Genomic DNA, 16117 nt, shown 5'->3' on the forward strand with positions numbered 1-16117 from the left:
CACGATACGACGTAATCAATCTTGCCGCTGGTCACCTGAGATGATGCTCAGGAAGGTGCCGCGCGGCGCAGTGCGGAGGCCGGGAAACGTCGGAAAACCGCAGGCAGACAGGCGGTCGTGGCCAGCAGCAGGGCGCTCGCGACGAACCACGGCAGTGGCGGGGAGACCACCAGCACGGCGGCGAAGGCGGGGGCCAGCGCGTCCGAGGCGCCGTAGGTGTACTGGAAACCGGCCAGGTAGCGGCCGCGCAGATGGGCCGGCGCGATGCTCTCCACCAGCGTGTTCGCGATGGGACCGTACAGCAGGTCCGCGGCGAGGAAGGGCAGGGTCAGCGCGAACAGGTAGGCCACCAGCAGGCCGTCCGGAACCCAGAAGGCCGCGCCGACCCCGACGGTCCAGACGACGAACGCGAAGGTGGAGCCGAGCAGCGCGGTGGACCGCGGCAGGGTCACCGCCGCGCGAACCACGAAGCCGCGGGTGAGCGCCGAGACCGCGGTGATCCAGCCGAGCAGGGCACCAGGCACCCAGCTCGGCACCTGCAGCATGCTCACCGCGTACACCGGGAGCACCCTGGCGAACAGCGAGATGCTCAGCGTCGGCGGCACGCTGGCCAGTACGAACCCGAGGAACGACCGATGCCGCAGCACCTCGCGGTAGCCGCCGCGGGGGTCGTCGGAGTGCTGCCGCCGGCGTTCCGGCCGGCGTACGCCCAGGCTGACCATCAGCGTGCTGACCGCGAAAAGCCCGACGTTGCAGGCGACGAGCACGCGGTAGACGCCGGGATCGTCCTGCACCAGGACGAGGCTGGCCAGGAAACCACCGGCCGCGACCCCGGCCGACTCGGCCATGCCGGCCAGCGCGAACCCGCGTTCCTTGTGCTGTTCGGCGAGCACGTCCGAGACCACGGCGAACACCGAGGACCAGAACATCCGCATCCCGGCGGTCACGCACAGGGTGGCCAGGAACGCGCCGGCCACATCGCTTACCCAGAGCAGCCCGACCGCGCCGGCCAGCTGCGTGCAGCGGGCGAGCAGGAAGGTCCTCGCCGAGCCGAACCGGTCCACCATCGTGCCGGTGACCGCGGGCAGCGCCAGTGACACCGCGCTCGCGGCCGCCATGGTCAGCCCGGCGGTGGCGGTGGAGAGACCGGCCACCCGGATCAGGTAGAGCAGCTCCACCGGCAGGAACAGCCCCGAGCCCACGGCGCCGATGGCGATCGACGACAGCAGCACCCGTCGCGAGGTTCTGCTGCCGGGCCGCCACACCTTCGCATGATGTCAGTGCTGTACGCGGATGTTCACGGCCCCTGCTTCAAGATCCCAACAGCTCGGCGAGGCGGCGGGTGATCGGCCACGCGCCGTCCGCGGTGTTCGACAGCACCGTGTGCGTCAGCTCCGAAACCGGGTCGTGCACGCTGCGGAAGGACACCCCCGCGTCGCAGCCTTCGAGTTTCACCGAACCGGTGGACTCGTAAAGCCAGAAGCCGAGGCCGTAGCGGATGAACTCGTGGGGTGTCTCGCTGTGCGGGCGGACCATCTCCGCGACCCAGTTCGCCGAGACGATCCGCCCGGCGAAGAACGCGGCCCACAGGGCGTGCACGTCCGCCGCGGTGGAGTAGCAGCCGCCGTCCCCGCTGCCCCGGACTGGCAGGTGGAAGATGTTGGTGCGCAAGCCATCCGGCGTGAAATAGCCGGTCGCGGTGCGGCCGGGCAGCGCGTCCGAGCGCAGGAACTCGGTGTCGCGCAGGCCGGCCGGGTCGCACACCCGCCGCTTCACCAGCTCGTGGAACGGGACGCCGCTGACGCGTTCGGCGAGCACCGCGAGCACCGCGAAGCCGCCGTTGGAATAGCTGAACCGGTGGCCGGGAGCGAACTTCTGCGGATGCCCGCCGAGTACCCGCAGGTACTGCTCGCTGGTGGCCAGCTCGTGCACGCCGACCGGAAGCACGTGGTCGGTGATGTCGTGCTCGGCTTCCTCGTCGAAGTAGTCGCCGATGCCGGACCGGTGCGTGAGCAGCTGCTCGACGGTGACCGCGTCGTCGATCAGCGGCAGGTCCGGCCCGAGCACCGAGCGAGCGGTGGTGGCGGGTTCCAGCAGGCCCTGTTCGATCAGGCTGACCACGGTCAGCGCGGTCAGCCCCTTGGTCCCGCTGGCCACCGCGAACCGGGTGTCGAGCGCGTTCGGGACGCCCCAGCCGCGATGCGCGAGACCGTACGCCTTGGCCAGCCGGACCTCGGCGCCCCGGTCGACCCGGACCACGCCCGAAAACCCGGTCTCGGCGGCGAGCTCGTCGATTGCTTCCCCCAGATCGTTCACCTGTCGAGGATAGGTCCGCGGCGAAGCTGACACGTAGTTGTTTTCAGGTCGTTTAGGCTGGACGTGGTGAGCGACTTTCGGATCGTGCCGGCCGGCACGCACCAGGCCGGGGCGCTGACCGCGCTGATGGAGGCGAGCGCCGCCTACCAGGGCCGGTACGCCTCCATTCTGGCCGGCTACCAGGTGACCGCGGCCGACATCGAGCAGTATCCGACCTTCGTGGCGATGGCCGATGCGGAGATCCTCGGTTTCTACAGCTTGATCGTGGAGCCGCCGGAGCTGGACCTGCTCTTCGTCGCGGACAAGGCGCAGGGGACCGGTCTCGGGGCCGAGCTGGTGGCGCACATGTTCGAGACAGCGCGCGAAAAGGGGATCAGCTCGGTGCGCGTGGTCTCGCATCCGCCCGCGGAGGGTTTCTACCTGCGGATGGGCGCCCGGCGGATCGGGGTGATCCCGGCGAAGCCACCGAAGATCCCTTGGGAACGCCCGGAACTGGTCTTCGACGTCCCGGCCTGACGGTGGTTGTCACCGCTTCGCGAGTCCAGTCGGACGCGGACCGAGCAGCACGGTTCGATGTCGCGGTGGACGAGCACGAGCGGCTAGGCGATCACGGGACGAGTGTGAGTTTGCCGCCGGGTCGACGGGACTGGCTGAGCTTGGCGGCCTCGTGGATCTGGTCGAGGGGGTAGGTGCGGGCGACCGATACGGCCAGGACGCCTTCGCCGGCCAGCCGGGCGAATTCGTCCAGTCGGTCGTAGCGCAGGTCGATGTGGGTGATCCGGGTGCCCAGTTCGGCCGCGGCGGCGAAGTCGGAGACGGTGAGGACGCGGTCGGGGTCGCCGGTCAGCTTGATGAGGGTCGGCAGTGCGCCACCGGCCGGGCTGGTCTGGTCGGGGCGGTCGATCCGGCCGCCGGTCGGGGCCGTGTCCAGGGCATGGTCGACGCGGCCTGCGGCCAGCGCGGCGACGCGGTCGGCCATGCCGTCGCCGTAGCCGGTCACCTGTGCGCCGATCTCTTCCAGGGCGGCGGCCCGTGCGGGCCCGGCGGTGGCGATCACCCGGATACCCCGGTGCAGGGCGAAGCGCACCGCGGCCTCGCCGACGGTCGATCCTGCGCCGTGGACGAGCAGCAACTCACCCGGCCCGATGCCGAGGTCGTCGAGCGCGTGCCACGCCGTCTCGGCCGCCATCGGCAGCGCGGCGGCCTGTACGGCGGTGACGCCCTCGGGAATGCGCGCCCAGGCCGGCATCAGCGCGTACTCGGCGGCCCCGGCCGTCGGGCCGTCGAAGGTCGCCGGGCCGAACACGCCGTCGCCGATCTCGACGCCGGTGACGCCCTCACCGAGCGCGTCGACGGTGCCCGCGACCTCGAAGCCGAGCCCGCGCGGCAGCGGCGGCAACCGGTCGGCGAGCAGGCCGTCGACCACCGCCCAGTCGCTCGGGTTCAGGCCGCACGCCCGCACGGCGATCCGGATCTGGCCGGGTCCCGGCTCCGGCTTCGGGACGTCACGGAGCACGATCACGTCCGGGGAACCGAATCGGTCGAACTGCAGAGCCTTCATGACGATCTCCTGTGTGATGACAGCATCTGTTGTCATTGACCCTAGCAGCACGACGACAGCCTCTGCTGTCATCCTGGTGGCTATGCCGAGATGGGAGTCCGACGCACAGGGCCGGCTCGAGCGCGCGGCGCTCGAGCTGTTCGAGACGCAGGGATTCGAGCGCACCACGGTCGCGCAGATCGCGCGTACCGCCGGTCTGACCGAGCGCTCCTTCTACCGCTACTTCCCCGACAAGCGGGAAGTCCTTTTTGCCGGCAACGAGCTCGAGGCTCACCTCGTCGCCAAGGTCGAGGCGGCCGCCCCGGGTCTCATTCCGTTCGAGGCGCTGCTGACCGCGCTGGGGACCGCCGACGAGGTCTTTCGCTCGCGCGAGTTCCTGCTGCGCCGCGTCGGGGTGATCGCCGCCAGCCCAGCACTGGCCGAACGCGACCTGATCAAGCTCGCCGACATTGCCGGCGCACTGGCGCGGGCGCTCGAGCGCCGCGGCGTCGAGTCCGGCGAGGCACGCTTCATCATCGACGTGGCGATCGCGATCTCCCGGCGCGCCACCTCCCGCTGGCTGGCCGACCCGGACGCGACCTTCTCCGAACTCATCGCCCAAGCCGCCGCCGAGCTGCGCGAGGCCGTCACCCCGCGAGCCCCGACGATCCGCTGAGCAAGACCGGGCGGGCTCCCCTCGTCGGCGATCAAACCCAGTCACACGTTTTGCAGCCGCGGCCGGCCAGCTGTGGCATAATCGAACACATGTTCGAACGTGTGGGGTGGGCGTGGCGAAGGGTCGCGGTGCTGTTCGTGGGGGGAATGACGCTGGTCACCGGGTGTGCCGAGGCATCGACGGTGCCGGCGGTGCCGTCGCGGGATCCGGTGACGTTCTCGTCGATCGTGGTGCCGGAGTCCGGTGTGCGGGGGCCGGAAATCACCGTCGAAGGGCGCGCGATCTGGGCCGGCGGGCAGGCCGCCTGCGCGGAGATCCGGGTCAGCACCGGCCAGGTGTTCGAGCTGACCGGGCCGGCGTTCGGGCACTACCTGTCCGAGGCGGGCACCGGCGGGTTCTCCCGCTGGGTGCGCGTCACGGGCTACGTGGCACGTGCCTGGCTGCCGAACTGCGACGTGTCCGACGCGCTGGTGGCCGAGGAACTGAGCGTGGTCGATCCCTGAACCCGCTCAGTCGAAGGTGAGCTCCACGGTCTTGCGGGGCATAAGTAGCAGTACGGCCACGCCGAGCACGGCCATCGCGGCCAGCGCCAGGAAGGTGTTGTGCGTGGCGTCGAACAGCGCGTTCCGGACGAAGTCGGTGGCCCCGGAAGACTGTCCGTCGACATGTCCGCCGAGCACCAGGTTGGTGGCGTCGGCGCTGTCCGGTAGCTGGCCCGCCACCTCGGCTGGCGGGTCGCGGAACCGGTCGGCGAGGGTGGCGTTGGCGATCGCGCCGAACACCGCGGCCCCGATCGCGCTGCCCAGCGAGCGGCTGAACATGTTCGTCGCGGTGACCACCCCGCGGCGTTCCCAGCCGACGGTGGACTGCACCGCCACCATCGTCGGGCTGGCCGCGAGACCGAGCCCGACGCCGAGCACGAAGGCCGCGGCCGCGGCGTTCCACACCGGGCTGTCCTTGGACAGCAGGGTGGTCAGCGTCGTGCCGAGCACGATCACCCCGCTGCCGATCAGCGCGGTGTCCCGGAAGCCGATCCGCATGTACACCCGCCCGGCCAGCGACGCGGCGAGCGGCCAGCCGATGGTCAGCGCGGCCAGTGCGAAGCCGGCGACCAGCGCGCCGGTGCCAAGCACGCCCTGGACGTAGGAGGGCAGATACGAGGTCAGCCCCATCATCACGGCGCCGACCACGAGTGAGATCAGGTTGCCGCCGATCAGGGTGCGGCGGCTGAACACCCACAGCGGCAGCACCGGTTCCGCCGCCCGGCGCTCGACCAGGACGAACCCGGTAAGCAGCAGCACACCGGCGCCGAAGATCAGCAGGCTCGGCGTCGAGCCCCACTCCCAGGAGACGCCGCCTTCGAGCAGGCCGAGGATGATCAGCGAGCAGCCGCTGGTGAGCAGTGCCGCCCCGGCGAAGTCGATGCGGTGCTTCTTCCGTTCGACCCGCTCCTTGAACTTCCTGGCCAGCATCCAGGCAGCGATCGCGCCCAGCGGCAGGTTGACGAAGAAGATCCAACGCCAGCTCAGGTACTCCGAGAAGACGCCGCCGAGGGTCGGGCCGACCACCGAGGAGATGGCCCAGACACTGGCCAGATATCCCTGCACCCGCGCGCGTTCGGCCACCGAGTACAGGTCGCCGATGATCGTCATGCTGGTCGGCTGGATGGCGCCGGCACCGATGCCCTGCACCGCGCGGGCCGCGATCAGCACCGGCATGCTCCAGGCGGCCCCGCACAGCACCGAGCCGAGCAGGAAGACCGCGATGCCGAAGAACATCACCGGCTTGCGGCCCAGCAGGTCGGAGAACTTGCCGTACAGCGGCGCGGTCACCGCCTGGGTGAGCAGGTAGATCGAGAACAGCCAGGGGAACTGGGAGAACCCGCCGAGATCGGTCACGATCGACGGGACCGCGGTGGCGATGATCGTGGCGTCCAGCGCGACCAGGCTGGTGCTCAGCATGACGGCGGCGAGAACCGGGCCGCGTTCCGAACGGAAGCCGATGCCCTTCGGATTCGCGGGGGCCGGGGTGGTCATCTGCGGCTTACTCCTTGGCGGTCCGTCGTCGACTACTTCGCATAGGTAAGCATTTCACGACCGGCCATTCCACGTTAGCGATTTATGGCCTGGCTCTCCTGCATCGAGCGAAGGTCGAGCAGAGTTCGTCATGATGGTGTCCATGAGTGGCTGGATACGGCCGATCCGGACCGGCTGGGTGGTGCGAGGTGAGGTGCCAGGGCCGGACGTGGACGAGTTCGCCGAGCCGGAGCCGGTGATCGCGGCGCTCGCCGTTCCCGGCGCGGCCGACGGCACGCTGCTCGCCGTGCAACATCCGCACCGCACCCCGGCGGCGCTGGCCGAAGGGCTCGGCCTGCGGGCGGCGCTGCCGATCGCCACCGCCGCGCTGGACCGGCTGCGGGCCGGGCACTACCGGCGGGTGACCGATGTGGTGGCGCCGTACCGGGTGGACGGGCCGGACGGCTCGGCGCTCGGCGTGCTGTGCGCGGTCGACCCGGCGGCCGTCGGGTTGGACGGCCTGACCAAGGTGCGCCACACCGAGGAGGTCTACCCGGCTGTGGTCGAGGAGCGGGCGGCGATGCTGGCCGGGCTCGGCTGCGCCACCAGCGCGGCGATGCTGGTTCCGGTGGAGGGCGGCGAGTCGCTGACCGGGTTGCTCGAGCAGGTCTGCGCGGAACTGGGGGAGGCCGAAGTATCCACTGTGGACGGTAATGGCCGCGAGCACCGGATGTGGCTGCTGGGCAAGGGGAAACGGCGGGACGCGGTACTCCGCGCGCTCCGGGCGCGGCCGCTGCTGGTCGCGGACGGCAACCACCGGGTCGCCGCCGCGGCGACCGCCGAGCGCGGCACGCTGCTCGCTCTGGTCACCGGTGGCCCGCGGCTGCGGATCGGGCCGATCCACCGGGTGCTGACCGGTACCGGTCTCGACGCGCCGGAGCTGGCCCGGCGCTGGCGTGCGGTCGGCCTCGACGTGCGCCCGACCGTGGACAGGGAGCCGCCGGTGGTGCCGGGCGAGGTGGTCGTACTGGCCGGTGCGGAGGCGATGCGGATCCGGCTGCCGTCCGTCCCGGTGGACCGGAAACCGGTGATCGACCACGCCGTGGTGGAGAAACTGCTGGTGGAACGGGCGCTGGGGATCGATCCCGCCGGCCCGTCGCTGCGGCCGCTGCCCGGCGGGTGGACGCCGGGCCCGGACCGCGACGCGGTGCTGCTGCTGGCCCCGGTGCCGTTCGCCGACCTGCTCGCGGTGCACGCGGCGGGGGAGCGGATGCCCCGCAAGGCCACCTACTTCACCCCGAAACCTCGCAGCGGCCTGCTGCTGGCAGACCTCTGACGTCCTGGTTCCGACGGCGGGCGGCAGGGCGAGAAGTTGCTAGACTTCGCAACTGCTGAATTCGCGGCACAGTTGGGAGCACCGGTGAGCAGGCCCCTGTACCAATTGAAGGCGGAGTTCTTCAAGACACTGGGGCATCCGGCGCGGATCAGGGTGCTGGAGCTGCTCAGCGAGCGGGAGCACGCGGTGGGCGAGATGCTGCCCGAGGTCGGCATCGAGCCGGCGAACCTTTCCCAGCAGCTCGCGGTGCTGCGCCGGGCCGGGCTGGTGACCACTCGCAAGGAAGGGTCCACCGTCTACTACGCGCTGACCAGTCCGGAGGTGGCCGGCTTGCTGGCCGTCGCCCGTTCGATCCTGACCGGGGTGTTGTCCGGGCAGGTCGAGCTGCTCGACGATCTGCGTACGAACCGGCGCTGACCTGGCCGGTGTGTGTTTACTCGCACGATCAAAGACTTGCATAGTTCTTTAAGTGCGGAGATTATGGACGCCTGATCTCTGAGGGGCTGGTTCGCGTGCGAAGGTCCAGAGCGGGAAAAGAGGCGGCAGCGGTGAGTGAGTTCGCGGCGGTTCTGCGCGGCCGGATCGAGGACACCCAGGGCGTGCTGGCCACAGCTAGGAGTGCCGGACACGACTACGAGGTCCATCTGCACGTTTCGCGGCTCCAGGATCTGCTCGAACTCGCTGCCCGGTCCGATATCGACACCGACGGCTGGGTGGACTCCGCGATGCTCGCCTCCGCCCTCGACCAGGACTGACCGATGGCACAGCGGCTCGCGGTGGTCTCCGACGGCACCGCGCTGGCTGACCCGCAGGCCGGGGTCGAGCCCGTTCTCCGCCAGTACACCGAGCTGATCAGCGGACTGGCCGGGATCCCCGCCCGCCCGCTGGTCGTGGCGGACACCGGCCCGGACGAGCTGGCGGCGCGGATCCGGGCGTCCCCCGCCGAGGTGGGGGCCGTGCTGCTGACCCATGTCGAGCCGGGCCGCACCCGGCGGGTGCAGCGCGAGCTGCTGGCCGCCGGTGGGCCGCCGGTGGTGACCGATCAGGACGCCACCGCGATCGCGCTCACCGCGGCGCTGCTGGCCGCGCTGGCTCGTGCCGGGCGCCGCCCGCGCGGCAGCCGGGTGCTCGTGGCCGGGTCGTGGTACCTGCCGGGGCTTACCCCGCTGCTGCTGGCCGCCGGAATCGGCGACCTGAGCCTCTGGAACCGGTCGGACGCGGCGGCTTTTCCCTTGCACCAGCTGGTTTTCGGCGCGGACGCGGTGATCGACCTCGTCGGTGAGCTGCCGTCGGCGAGGGATGGCGATCGCATCGTGCTCACCCGGGACGACGCCCGCTCGGCACCGTTCGCCGCCGCTGGGCTGCTTCGCGCCGCACTGGCCGTGCCCGGGGCGGCGCTTGACGTGGAGGCGTTCCTGGCGGCCGCGCTGGCGATGGTCATGTCCACTCCGCCGGACAGGCCGGTGTCCGACGGCCGCGGGCCTGCACTGGCCGACCTGGTCGCCGACGCGGCCGGTGCCGTGCTTGACTCGGCCCGTACTTCGGCGAGCAGCGAAAACCGGTAAGGAAACGCCTACGATGTCCTCCGCAGCCAGCCCGGTGCCCATCCTGCCGGGAACCGTGACGAAGAGCCTGATGTTCTTCTCCGGCGGTGCGCATCCCGCGCTCGCCGAGGGCATCGCGGCGCAGCTCGGCACCTCGGTCACCCCGCAGACCGCGCACACTTTCGCCAACGGTGAGAACTTCGTCCGGTTCGACGAGTCCGTGCGCGGCTGCCACGCCTTCGTGCTGCAGGCGCCCACGGTGCCGATCAACACCTGGCTGATGGAACAGCTGATCATGGTGGACGCGCTGAAGCGGGCCAGTGCCCGCCGGGTCACCGTGCTGCTGCCGTTCTACCCCTATGCCAGGCAGGACAAGAAGCATCGCGGCCGCGAGCCGATCTCCGCGCGGCTGGTCGCCGACCTGCTCGCCACCGCCGGCACCGACCGGATCGTCACCGTCGACCTGCACACCGCGCAGGCGCAGGGCTTCTTCGACGGGCCCGTCGACCACCTGCGCGCCCAGCCGATGCTGGCCGAGTACGTCCGCGGGAAGTACGCGGAGGCCGAACTGACCGTGGTGGCGCCGGACTCCGGGCGGGTCAAGCTGGCCGAGACCTGGTCCGAGCTGCTCGGTGACCGGCCGATCGCGTTCATCCAGCGTCGTGACTCGCTGCTGAACGGGCGCGCGGAAGCGAACCAGGTCGTCGGCGACGTGCGGGGCCGGGTCTGCGTGGTGGTCGACGACATGATCGACACCGGCGCCACGATGACAGGCGCGGCGAAGCTGCTGCGTGCCGAGGGCGCCGCCGACGTGATCGCCGCGGCCACCCACGGCGTGCTCTCCGGGCTCGCCGCCCGCAGGCTGGAGACCTCCGAGGTGCGCGAGGTCGTGCTCACCGACACGCTGCCCATCCCGCCGTCCGGGCGATTCCCGCAGCTGACCGTGCTGTCCATCGCGCCGTTGCTGGGAAGGGCCGTTCAGGAGGTCTTCGACGAGGGCTCGGTGACCAGCCTGTTCGGCTCCGAATCGCCGCGCTGACCCGTTCTCCCGGCGTGACCGGCTCGTCCTGTCGCGTGCCGCCCCAATCGGACAGATGGGTCTGGACCTCTTCAAAATTGGTCTAGACCGGTCTATCCTTGTTCGCACGGCCGCGTCCTCACCCCTGCCGGACGGCCGCAACCTCCAACGCCTGCATTGGAGAACGTCGATGAAGACGATTTGGCGAGCGGCCGTCTGTGCGCTGCTTTTGCCCGTGACGGCCCAGATTCCGGTGTCCGAAGCGGTCCCGGTGCCGTTGCCAGCCGGTTCCGTGCGTGCGGCGCCGTACTACATGCCCCTTGACAACGATCCGCAGGACATCGGCGAGGCGATCGCGGCGAGCGGTCAGAAGAGCTTCATCTTCGCCTTCGTGCTCGCCCCCAACGGTGGTGGCTGCACACCGACCTGGGACGGCAACGCCGCCCAGCCGGTCGGCGCCGACACCGCGGTCGCCGCGAAGGTGGCCAAGGTGCGCCAGGCCGGCGGCGACGTGTCGGTTTCGTTCGGCGGCTACAACGGCCGCGAGCTCGGCGCGGCCTGTTCGGACGCGTCCTCGCTCGCCGCCGCCTACCAGCTGGTGATCGACAAGTACGCGCTCACGCACATCGACCTGGACATCGAGGGTGACGACCTCGGTGACGTGGCCGGTGAGACCCGGCGGTTCCAGGCGGTCAAGACGCTCAAGCAGAAGAACCCGAACCTGCACGTTTCGCTCACCCTGCCGGCCACCACGGTCGGGCTCAGCGATCTCGGCAAGGCGGAGATCCAGCGGGCCAAGGACGTCGGCGCGCAGATCGACCTGTACAAGATCATGGCCTTCGACTACGGCGGCCCGGCCGCGAACATGGCCGAGGACGTGCAGAAGGTGATGGAACTGGCGCACGGCCAGCTGAAGACGCTTCGCGGCGATCTCGATGACGCGGCCGTCTACGCGCACACCGGGCTGATCATGATGAACGGCCACACCGACCAGCCGAGCGAGCTGTTCACCACGGCGACCTTTCGCACCCTGCTCGGTTACGCCGAGCAGCACCGGCTCGGCAGGCTGTCCTACTGGTCGCTCAACCGGGACCGCGAGTGCACCAAGCCGACCGGCTGGGTGGACGGCAAGTGCAGCAGCGTCCCCCAGCAGCCGTACGAGTTCACGAAGATCGTCGCCCAGTACCAGGATTGAGGAGTACGCCATGTCCTTCAAGCGCAAGAGCCTTGCCGCGCTGGCGGCAGGCGTGGCGATCACGGCCGCCGGCCTGCTGCCGGCGTCGGCAACCGGCAGCGCACCCGCGCCGCTGGCCGCCGGGAAGGCCGCGCCCTACCTCTACCTCGGCTGGGGCAACCCGCCGGACCCGGCCACGGTGATGAACGCGACCGGGATCAAGACCTTCACCATGGCGTTCATCCTGTCCTCCGGTGGCTGCGCCCCAGCCTGGGACGGCACGCGGCCGCTCGCCGGCGGCGCCGACGCGAACGCCATCTCGCAGATCCGGGCCGCGGGCGGCGACGTGGTGCCGTCCATCGGCGGCTGGAGCGGCAACAAGCTCGGGCCGAACTGCGCCACTCCGGAGGCACTGGCCGGCGCATACCAGCAGGTGATCGACGCGTACCAGCTCACCGCGATCGACATCGACATCGAGAACACCGACGAGTTCGAGAACGCCACCGTGCAGGACCGGATCCTGAACGCGCTGAAGATCGTCAAGCAGCGCAACGCCGGGATGCAGACGATCGTCACCATCCCCACCACGACCACCGGCCCGAACTCCTGGGGCAACCGGCTCATCGAGCAGGCGAACGCGCTGCAGGCCGGTATCGACGTTTTCACCCTGATGCCGTTCGACTTCGGCAGCTCGAACATCTACAACGACACCGTCAACGCCACGACCGCGCTCAAGGACAAGCTCAAGGCCACCTTCGGCTGGTCGGACGCGGAGGCCTTCGCGCACTCCGGTATCTCCGGCATGAACGGCCTGTCCGATCAGCGGGAGCTGACCTCCGTTGAGGCATGGACCCAGATCCGGGACTGGGCCAAGACCAACGGGCTCGGCCGGCTGTCCTTCTGGTCGGTCAACCGCGACCGCGGCTGCCCGGACGGCGGCGTGACCTCCCACTGCAGCGGGATCGCCCAGCCGGACTGGGAGTTCACCAGGATCACGGCGGGCCTCTGAGATGGGGGCATGCGAGGCTTTTTGTGCATGCCCCCATCGATCGGGTGCGGGTCTCCCGCAAGATTCTGAGTGCGCCGGTTCAACCCCCAGCGGCGGCACCGACCGTCAGCGAGACCCGGTCGCCGCGGAACAGCGCCCGGCTGCGATGGGTCGGCGCGCCCGCGGTGTCGTAGGAGACCCGGTGCAGCAGCATCATCGGCAGCGCCGGGCCGGTGCCGAGCAGCCCGGCCTCCCGCGGCGTGGCCAGCGTGGTCTCCACCCGTTCTTCCGAACCGGAGAAGGTGACGCCGAACTCGGCCTGCAGCCTGTCCTCCACCCGGCCCGCCGTGAACACCGCGGGAAACCGCTGCTGCGCGAGGTAGCTGGATTCCAGGCAGATCGGCTCGCCTGATGCGGAGAGCACCTGCTCGACGTGCACCACCGGCTCGCCCGGCGCGATGGCCAGCTCCGCGGCCAGCAGCTCGTCCGCGGGCAGCCGGTCGACGGCGACCAGCCGCCGCTCCTCGGCCCGTCCGCTCACCGGTGGCCGGACCAGATGCGGCGGCGTGACGTAGGTTCCCTTGCCGTGCTTGCGCTCCAGCCGCCCGTCCAGCACGAGCTCACCGATGGCCTGGCGCAGCGTCATCCTGGCCACGCCGAGCCGCTTGGCCAGCTCGCGCTCGGCGGGCAGGGCCGCGCCTTCGCCGAGGGTCCGGATGAGCCGCTGCACCTCGGCCTTGGCCAGGTGGTAACGCGGGACCTTGCGCTTCGCCGCCGGCGGCTCGCCGTCGACGACCAGTACCACGTCTCGCTTGCCCACAACGCTCCTTACTCAACCGTGAACGGACGGCAGGCACCGATGCGCGGCGATCGGTGCTTTTGGATATCTGAATGGGCAGCGGCGTCGTTGCGCGCTGTCTCGGTGCCGGACAGCTGGTCCGGGCACCGGTCTTGCCTGCCTGCATTATTCAGAATAGTCAAGTCTCCCCGGTAGTCCCGGGGAATGAACTCCGGCAAACAGGTCTGACCGGTACTGTCCGGGCGTGGAGGTTCCGGGGACGACGGGCGAGCTCGGCATCGGTGACCTGGCGCGGCTGACCGGCGTGTCCGTGCGCACCATCCGGTTCTACTGCGACGAGGGGATCCTGGCGGCTCGGCGCAGCGGGGGAGGGCACCGCAGGTTCGGCGAGGACGCGGTCGAGCGGCTCGGTCTCGTTCGGCGGCTGCGCGGCCTCGGGCTCGGCCTGCCCGCGATCACGGCCGTGCTCACCGGCGAACGTTCCGTAGCCGAGGCCGTGGCCGTCGAACGCGCCGCGCTCGACGTCGAACTGGCGGCACTGTCCTGGCGCCGCGCGTCCCTGCGGGCGGTGGAGGAGGCGGGTCCGGCCGATCGCGCCGCACGCTTGGATCTGCTCGCCGCCGTGCAGGACAGCCGGGCCGCCCACGAAGCCCTCGTCTCGTTCTGGCACCGGTTGACCCTGTCGCCGCTGCCGGTCGAGGTGTTCAGCACGTTCGTCGAGATGTGCGTGCCGGATCCGCCGGTGGACCCGACCCCGGCCAAGGTGGTCGCCTACGCGGAGCTGGTCACCCTGGTCGGAAACCGCTCGTTGACCCGGCAGCTGATGGCCAGGGCGCGGGTCAACCAGAAGCTGATCTCCGACGAGGGTGCCCTGCTGACCGGCGTCGGCGAAGCCTGCGCACTCGCCGAACCGCTGGTGCTGGCAGGCCACCCGCCCGCTCCGGGTCCCGCGCTCGACTGTTTCGTGGAGATCCACGCCGCCGTCCGAGGCGAGCGGGACAGCCCCACCTTCCGGCGCGAACTGCTCACGGACACCGCCGTGGACCGAGACCCGCGCCTGAACCGCTACTGGCAACTCGTCCGGGAAGTCACCGGCGAACCCGCCACCGCCGGCACCATCCACTCCTGGCTCCTGGACGCCCTACAACACTCCGTGGACTCCCCTTAGCGTCCCCGAATGCAGAACTCGCACTGCGCGAACGCGGAACTCGCGGTGTCGGAAGGTGGGACTCGCGCGAGTTCTGCGTTGGTGCTGGGCGAGTCGAACGTTGGGGGTGGGCGAGTTCTACGTTCGGGCGGCGTGTCGGTGGTTTTCGACGACGGGAGGCTCCAGAACGGAACTCGAACCGGGGACCCTCGCAACGGGAGTGGATACCGGCCGGACATGGGTCGGCGGGGTGAGCGGTGGTGGTCGGGTACGTCTGCCCGCGGGACCGGCCTGCAAGGCGACCACCCACCCTCGAACCCGGATGGTTAGAAGGGTGGAGGCTCGTCGTCGTTTTTCGACGACGGCACCGCTGGATCGACGAGAGGTTCGGGGTGGGTGGTGTAGGTGCGGCCGGTCGGAGTCGTGACAGTGAGGTCGGCGGTGTCGGGATTGAAGTCGAAGAGCCAGCCGGGTTCGTCTTTCAGCCGGTGGTGGTAGCGGCACAGGCAGCAGAGATTGTGTTCGCCGGTCTGGCCGTCGGCGGACCAGGCGGTGCAGTGGTCGGTATCGCACCGCTGCGCAGGCCGGTTACAGCCGGGGGCGCGGCAGGTGCGATCACGAACCTGGACCAACTCGGCCAGGTCGGCCGGTGGCCGGTAGCGAGTCCGGCCCACATCCCGGACCGTGCCGGATACGGGGTCGGTCAACACCTTGCGCCACACCGAATCGGGTCGGTTCATGAGATGGCGGCCGATCTCACCTGGGATGGGGCCGTGACCGACCAGCTCGCAGCCGTCTTCTCGGAGGCCGAGAGCGGTGTCGAGCGGGATGTGGATGAACACCTGCGCGGCCACACCATCGATGCCGCCGTGTTGGCCCAGCAGCAGCTCGGTGAACATATCCGCGCGAAGCTGGTCCATTGTGCGCGGCTCATCCCGGGTACGGAGCTTGCGGGCCAGAGCATCCACCCGGGCATACACCGCCGCGGCGATCTCGGCGGGGAGGTACGCCCAGAGCGAGGCCATCGCATCCGGCTCGTGGATCAGCTCCACCTTCCGGTCCAGCCGACGAGCCGCAGCGCGTGTCTTCTGGCCTTCGGGATCCAGACCCGCCACCACATGCGTCACCGCTTTACGCCAATTCGACGGACTCTTCTGACCAATCCGCTCCGCCAGTAAACGGTCGGCTTCACCTACCAATTCATCCGGTAAAACGGCGATACCGTCGAACGCTTGACGGGCTTTGTCGATGTCCAACTCGCCGGCCTCCATCGCCGCCAGCAAACACGGCAACCGACTCACCAACGCCACCGACAAACCCACACGGGTTGCAGTCGCCTCACGCGACAGGCGAAGCTCCGGAGCCAGCTCATCAACCACCGACCGCACCCCACCCCGCACCGCCGAAAACCGCGCGATCACACGAACCTCGAACGCATCGAGCTGACACCGCAACCGGCGGGAAGCCACCACGGCATCCACCGACCCGGCATCATCTAACCCACCGATCGCCTCAGCAGACAACATAACAACCCCCTTGAAGAATCCTCGCTAACGCCTCCATA

17 protein-coding genes are annotated in these 16117 nt (G+C 70.0%); 11 read left to right on the forward strand and 6 right to left on the reverse strand.

The annotated features are described in order from the left end of the window. Window positions 1–47 precede the first annotated feature (47 nt). The gene (locus AMYNI_RS0135645; RefSeq protein WP_020672898.1) at window positions 48–1232 is read right to left on the reverse strand and encodes an MFS transporter; all 1185 of its coding nucleotides are present in this window, start codon (window positions 1230–1232) and stop codon (window positions 48–50) included. 79 nt (window positions 1233–1311) lie between these two features. Continuing rightward, on the reverse strand, window positions 1312–2316 hold the full coding sequence (locus tag AMYNI_RS0135650; RefSeq protein ID WP_020672899.1) for a serine hydrolase domain-containing protein: 1005 nt from the start codon (window positions 2314–2316) through the stop codon (window positions 1312–1314). 66 nt (window positions 2317–2382) lie between these two features. Here AMYNI_RS0135650 and AMYNI_RS0135655 point away from each other — a divergent pair, with 66 nt between their 5' ends. Continuing rightward, window positions 2383–2832, forward strand: coding sequence for a GNAT family N-acetyltransferase (locus AMYNI_RS0135655; RefSeq protein WP_026361351.1), 450 nt, complete (start codon window positions 2383–2385; stop codon window positions 2830–2832). A gap of 91 nt (window positions 2833–2923) precedes the next feature. Here the strand turns inward: AMYNI_RS0135655 and AMYNI_RS0135660 are convergent, their stop codons facing one another. Further along, window positions 2924–3877 (reverse strand): NADP-dependent oxidoreductase, encoded by a 954-nt coding sequence (locus tag AMYNI_RS0135660; protein WP_020672901.1) that lies wholly within the window; start codon window positions 3875–3877, stop codon window positions 2924–2926. Between the two features lie 82 nt (window positions 3878–3959). Between AMYNI_RS0135660 and AMYNI_RS0135665 the strand changes: the two genes are divergently transcribed. Then, complete coding sequence (locus AMYNI_RS0135665) at window positions 3960–4532, forward strand: TetR/AcrR family transcriptional regulator (RefSeq protein WP_020672902.1); 573 nt, start codon at window positions 3960–3962, stop codon at window positions 4530–4532. Between the two features lie 89 nt (window positions 4533–4621). After that, window positions 4622–5035 (forward strand): hypothetical protein, encoded by a 414-nt coding sequence (locus AMYNI_RS0135670; protein ID WP_020672903.1) that lies wholly within the window; start codon window positions 4622–4624, stop codon window positions 5033–5035. A 6-nt stretch (window positions 5036–5041) separates the two neighbouring features. Here AMYNI_RS0135670 and AMYNI_RS0135675 read toward each other — a convergent pair whose 3' ends face one another. Further along, entirely contained in the window at window positions 5042–6568 is a 1527-nt protein-coding gene (locus tag AMYNI_RS0135675; RefSeq protein ID WP_020672904.1) for an MDR family MFS transporter, read from the reverse strand. A 142-nt stretch (window positions 6569–6710) separates the two neighbouring features. Between AMYNI_RS0135675 and AMYNI_RS0135680 the strand changes: the two genes are divergently transcribed. From AMYNI_RS0135680 to AMYNI_RS0135710, 7 genes are all read left to right on the forward strand, one after another. Beyond that, window positions 6711–7883 (forward strand): DUF1015 family protein, encoded by a 1173-nt coding sequence (locus AMYNI_RS0135680; RefSeq protein WP_026361352.1) that lies wholly within the window; start codon window positions 6711–6713, stop codon window positions 7881–7883. Between the two features lie 84 nt (window positions 7884–7967). Continuing rightward, complete coding sequence (locus AMYNI_RS0135685; RefSeq protein WP_026361353.1) at window positions 7968–8300, forward strand: ArsR/SmtB family transcription factor; 333 nt, start codon at window positions 7968–7970, stop codon at window positions 8298–8300. A gap of 131 nt (window positions 8301–8431) precedes the next feature. Further along, window positions 8432–8638: a hypothetical protein gene (locus AMYNI_RS0135690; protein ID WP_020672907.1), complete on the forward strand. Its 207-nt coding sequence runs from the start codon at window positions 8432–8434 to the stop codon at window positions 8636–8638. A gap of 3 nt (window positions 8639–8641) precedes the next feature. Continuing rightward, a complete protein-coding gene (locus tag AMYNI_RS47570; protein WP_020672908.1) occupies window positions 8642–9448 on the forward strand; it encodes a hypothetical protein in 807 nt (268 codons plus the stop codon). Window positions 9449–9461: 13 nt separating this feature from the next. Further along, window positions 9462–10466, forward strand: coding sequence for a ribose-phosphate diphosphokinase (locus AMYNI_RS0135700; protein ID WP_020672909.1), 1005 nt, complete (start codon window positions 9462–9464; stop codon window positions 10464–10466). Between the two features lie 214 nt (window positions 10467–10680). Beyond that, a complete protein-coding gene (locus AMYNI_RS46130; RefSeq protein WP_020672910.1) occupies window positions 10681–11640 on the forward strand; it encodes a chitinase in 960 nt (319 codons plus the stop codon). Window positions 11641–11650: 10 nt separating this feature from the next. After that, on the forward strand, window positions 11651–12628 hold the full coding sequence (locus AMYNI_RS0135710) for a chitinase (RefSeq protein WP_020672911.1): 978 nt from the start codon (window positions 11651–11653) through the stop codon (window positions 12626–12628). Between the two features lie 79 nt (window positions 12629–12707). Here AMYNI_RS0135710 and AMYNI_RS0135715 read toward each other — a convergent pair whose 3' ends face one another. Next, the gene (locus tag AMYNI_RS0135715) at window positions 12708–13427 is read right to left on the reverse strand and encodes a GntR family transcriptional regulator (RefSeq protein WP_020672912.1); all 720 of its coding nucleotides are present in this window, start codon (window positions 13425–13427) and stop codon (window positions 12708–12710) included. A gap of 223 nt (window positions 13428–13650) precedes the next feature. Here AMYNI_RS0135715 and AMYNI_RS0135720 point away from each other — a divergent pair, with 223 nt between their 5' ends. Beyond that, window positions 13651–14574 (forward strand): MerR family transcriptional regulator, encoded by a 924-nt coding sequence (locus AMYNI_RS0135720; RefSeq protein WP_020672913.1) that lies wholly within the window; start codon window positions 13651–13653, stop codon window positions 14572–14574. A 305-nt stretch (window positions 14575–14879) separates the two neighbouring features. On the opposite strand, the gene AMYNI_RS0135725 is transcribed toward AMYNI_RS0135720, so the two are convergent. Beyond that, window positions 14880–16079: an HNH endonuclease signature motif containing protein gene (locus tag AMYNI_RS0135725; protein WP_084628549.1), complete on the reverse strand. Its 1200-nt coding sequence runs from the start codon at window positions 16077–16079 to the stop codon at window positions 14880–14882. Window positions 16080–16117: the final 38 nt, after the last annotated feature.

Origin of the sequence: Amycolatopsis nigrescens CSC17Ta-90 (assembly GCF_000384315.1) — a bacterium.
GTDB lineage: Bacteria > Actinomycetota > Actinomycetes > Mycobacteriales > Pseudonocardiaceae > Amycolatopsis > Amycolatopsis nigrescens.

Excerpts from the sequence above, each read along its gene's own strand:
- AMYNI_RS0135700 (WP_020672909.1), top strand. The coding sequence starts at position 9,462 with ATGTCCTCCGCAGCCAGCCCGGTGCCCATCCTGCCGGGAACCGTGACG.
- AMYNI_RS0135710 (WP_020672911.1), top strand. The coding sequence starts at position 11,651 with ATGTCCTTCAAGCGCAAGAGCCTTGCCGCGCTGGCGGCAGGCGTGGCG.
- AMYNI_RS0135675 (WP_020672904.1), bottom strand. The coding sequence starts at position 6,568 with ATGACCACCCCGGCCCCCGCGAATCCGAAGGGCATCGGCTTCCGTTCG.
- AMYNI_RS0135665 (WP_020672902.1), top strand. The coding sequence starts at position 3,960 with ATGCCGAGATGGGAGTCCGACGCACAGGGCCGGCTCGAGCGCGCGGCG.
- AMYNI_RS0135660 (WP_020672901.1), bottom strand. The coding sequence starts at position 3,877 with ATGAAGGCTCTGCAGTTCGACCGATTCGGTTCCCCGGACGTGATCGTG.
- AMYNI_RS0135680 (WP_026361352.1), top strand. The coding sequence starts at position 6,711 with ATGAGTGGCTGGATACGGCCGATCCGGACCGGCTGGGTGGTGCGAGGT.
- AMYNI_RS0135670 (WP_020672903.1), top strand. The coding sequence starts at position 4,622 with ATGTTCGAACGTGTGGGGTGGGCGTGGCGAAGGGTCGCGGTGCTGTTC.
- AMYNI_RS0135725 (WP_084628549.1), bottom strand. The coding sequence starts at position 16,079 with ATGTTGTCTGCTGAGGCGATCGGTGGGTTAGATGATGCCGGGTCGGTG.
- AMYNI_RS47570 (WP_020672908.1), top strand. The coding sequence starts at position 8,642 with ATGGCACAGCGGCTCGCGGTGGTCTCCGACGGCACCGCGCTGGCTGAC.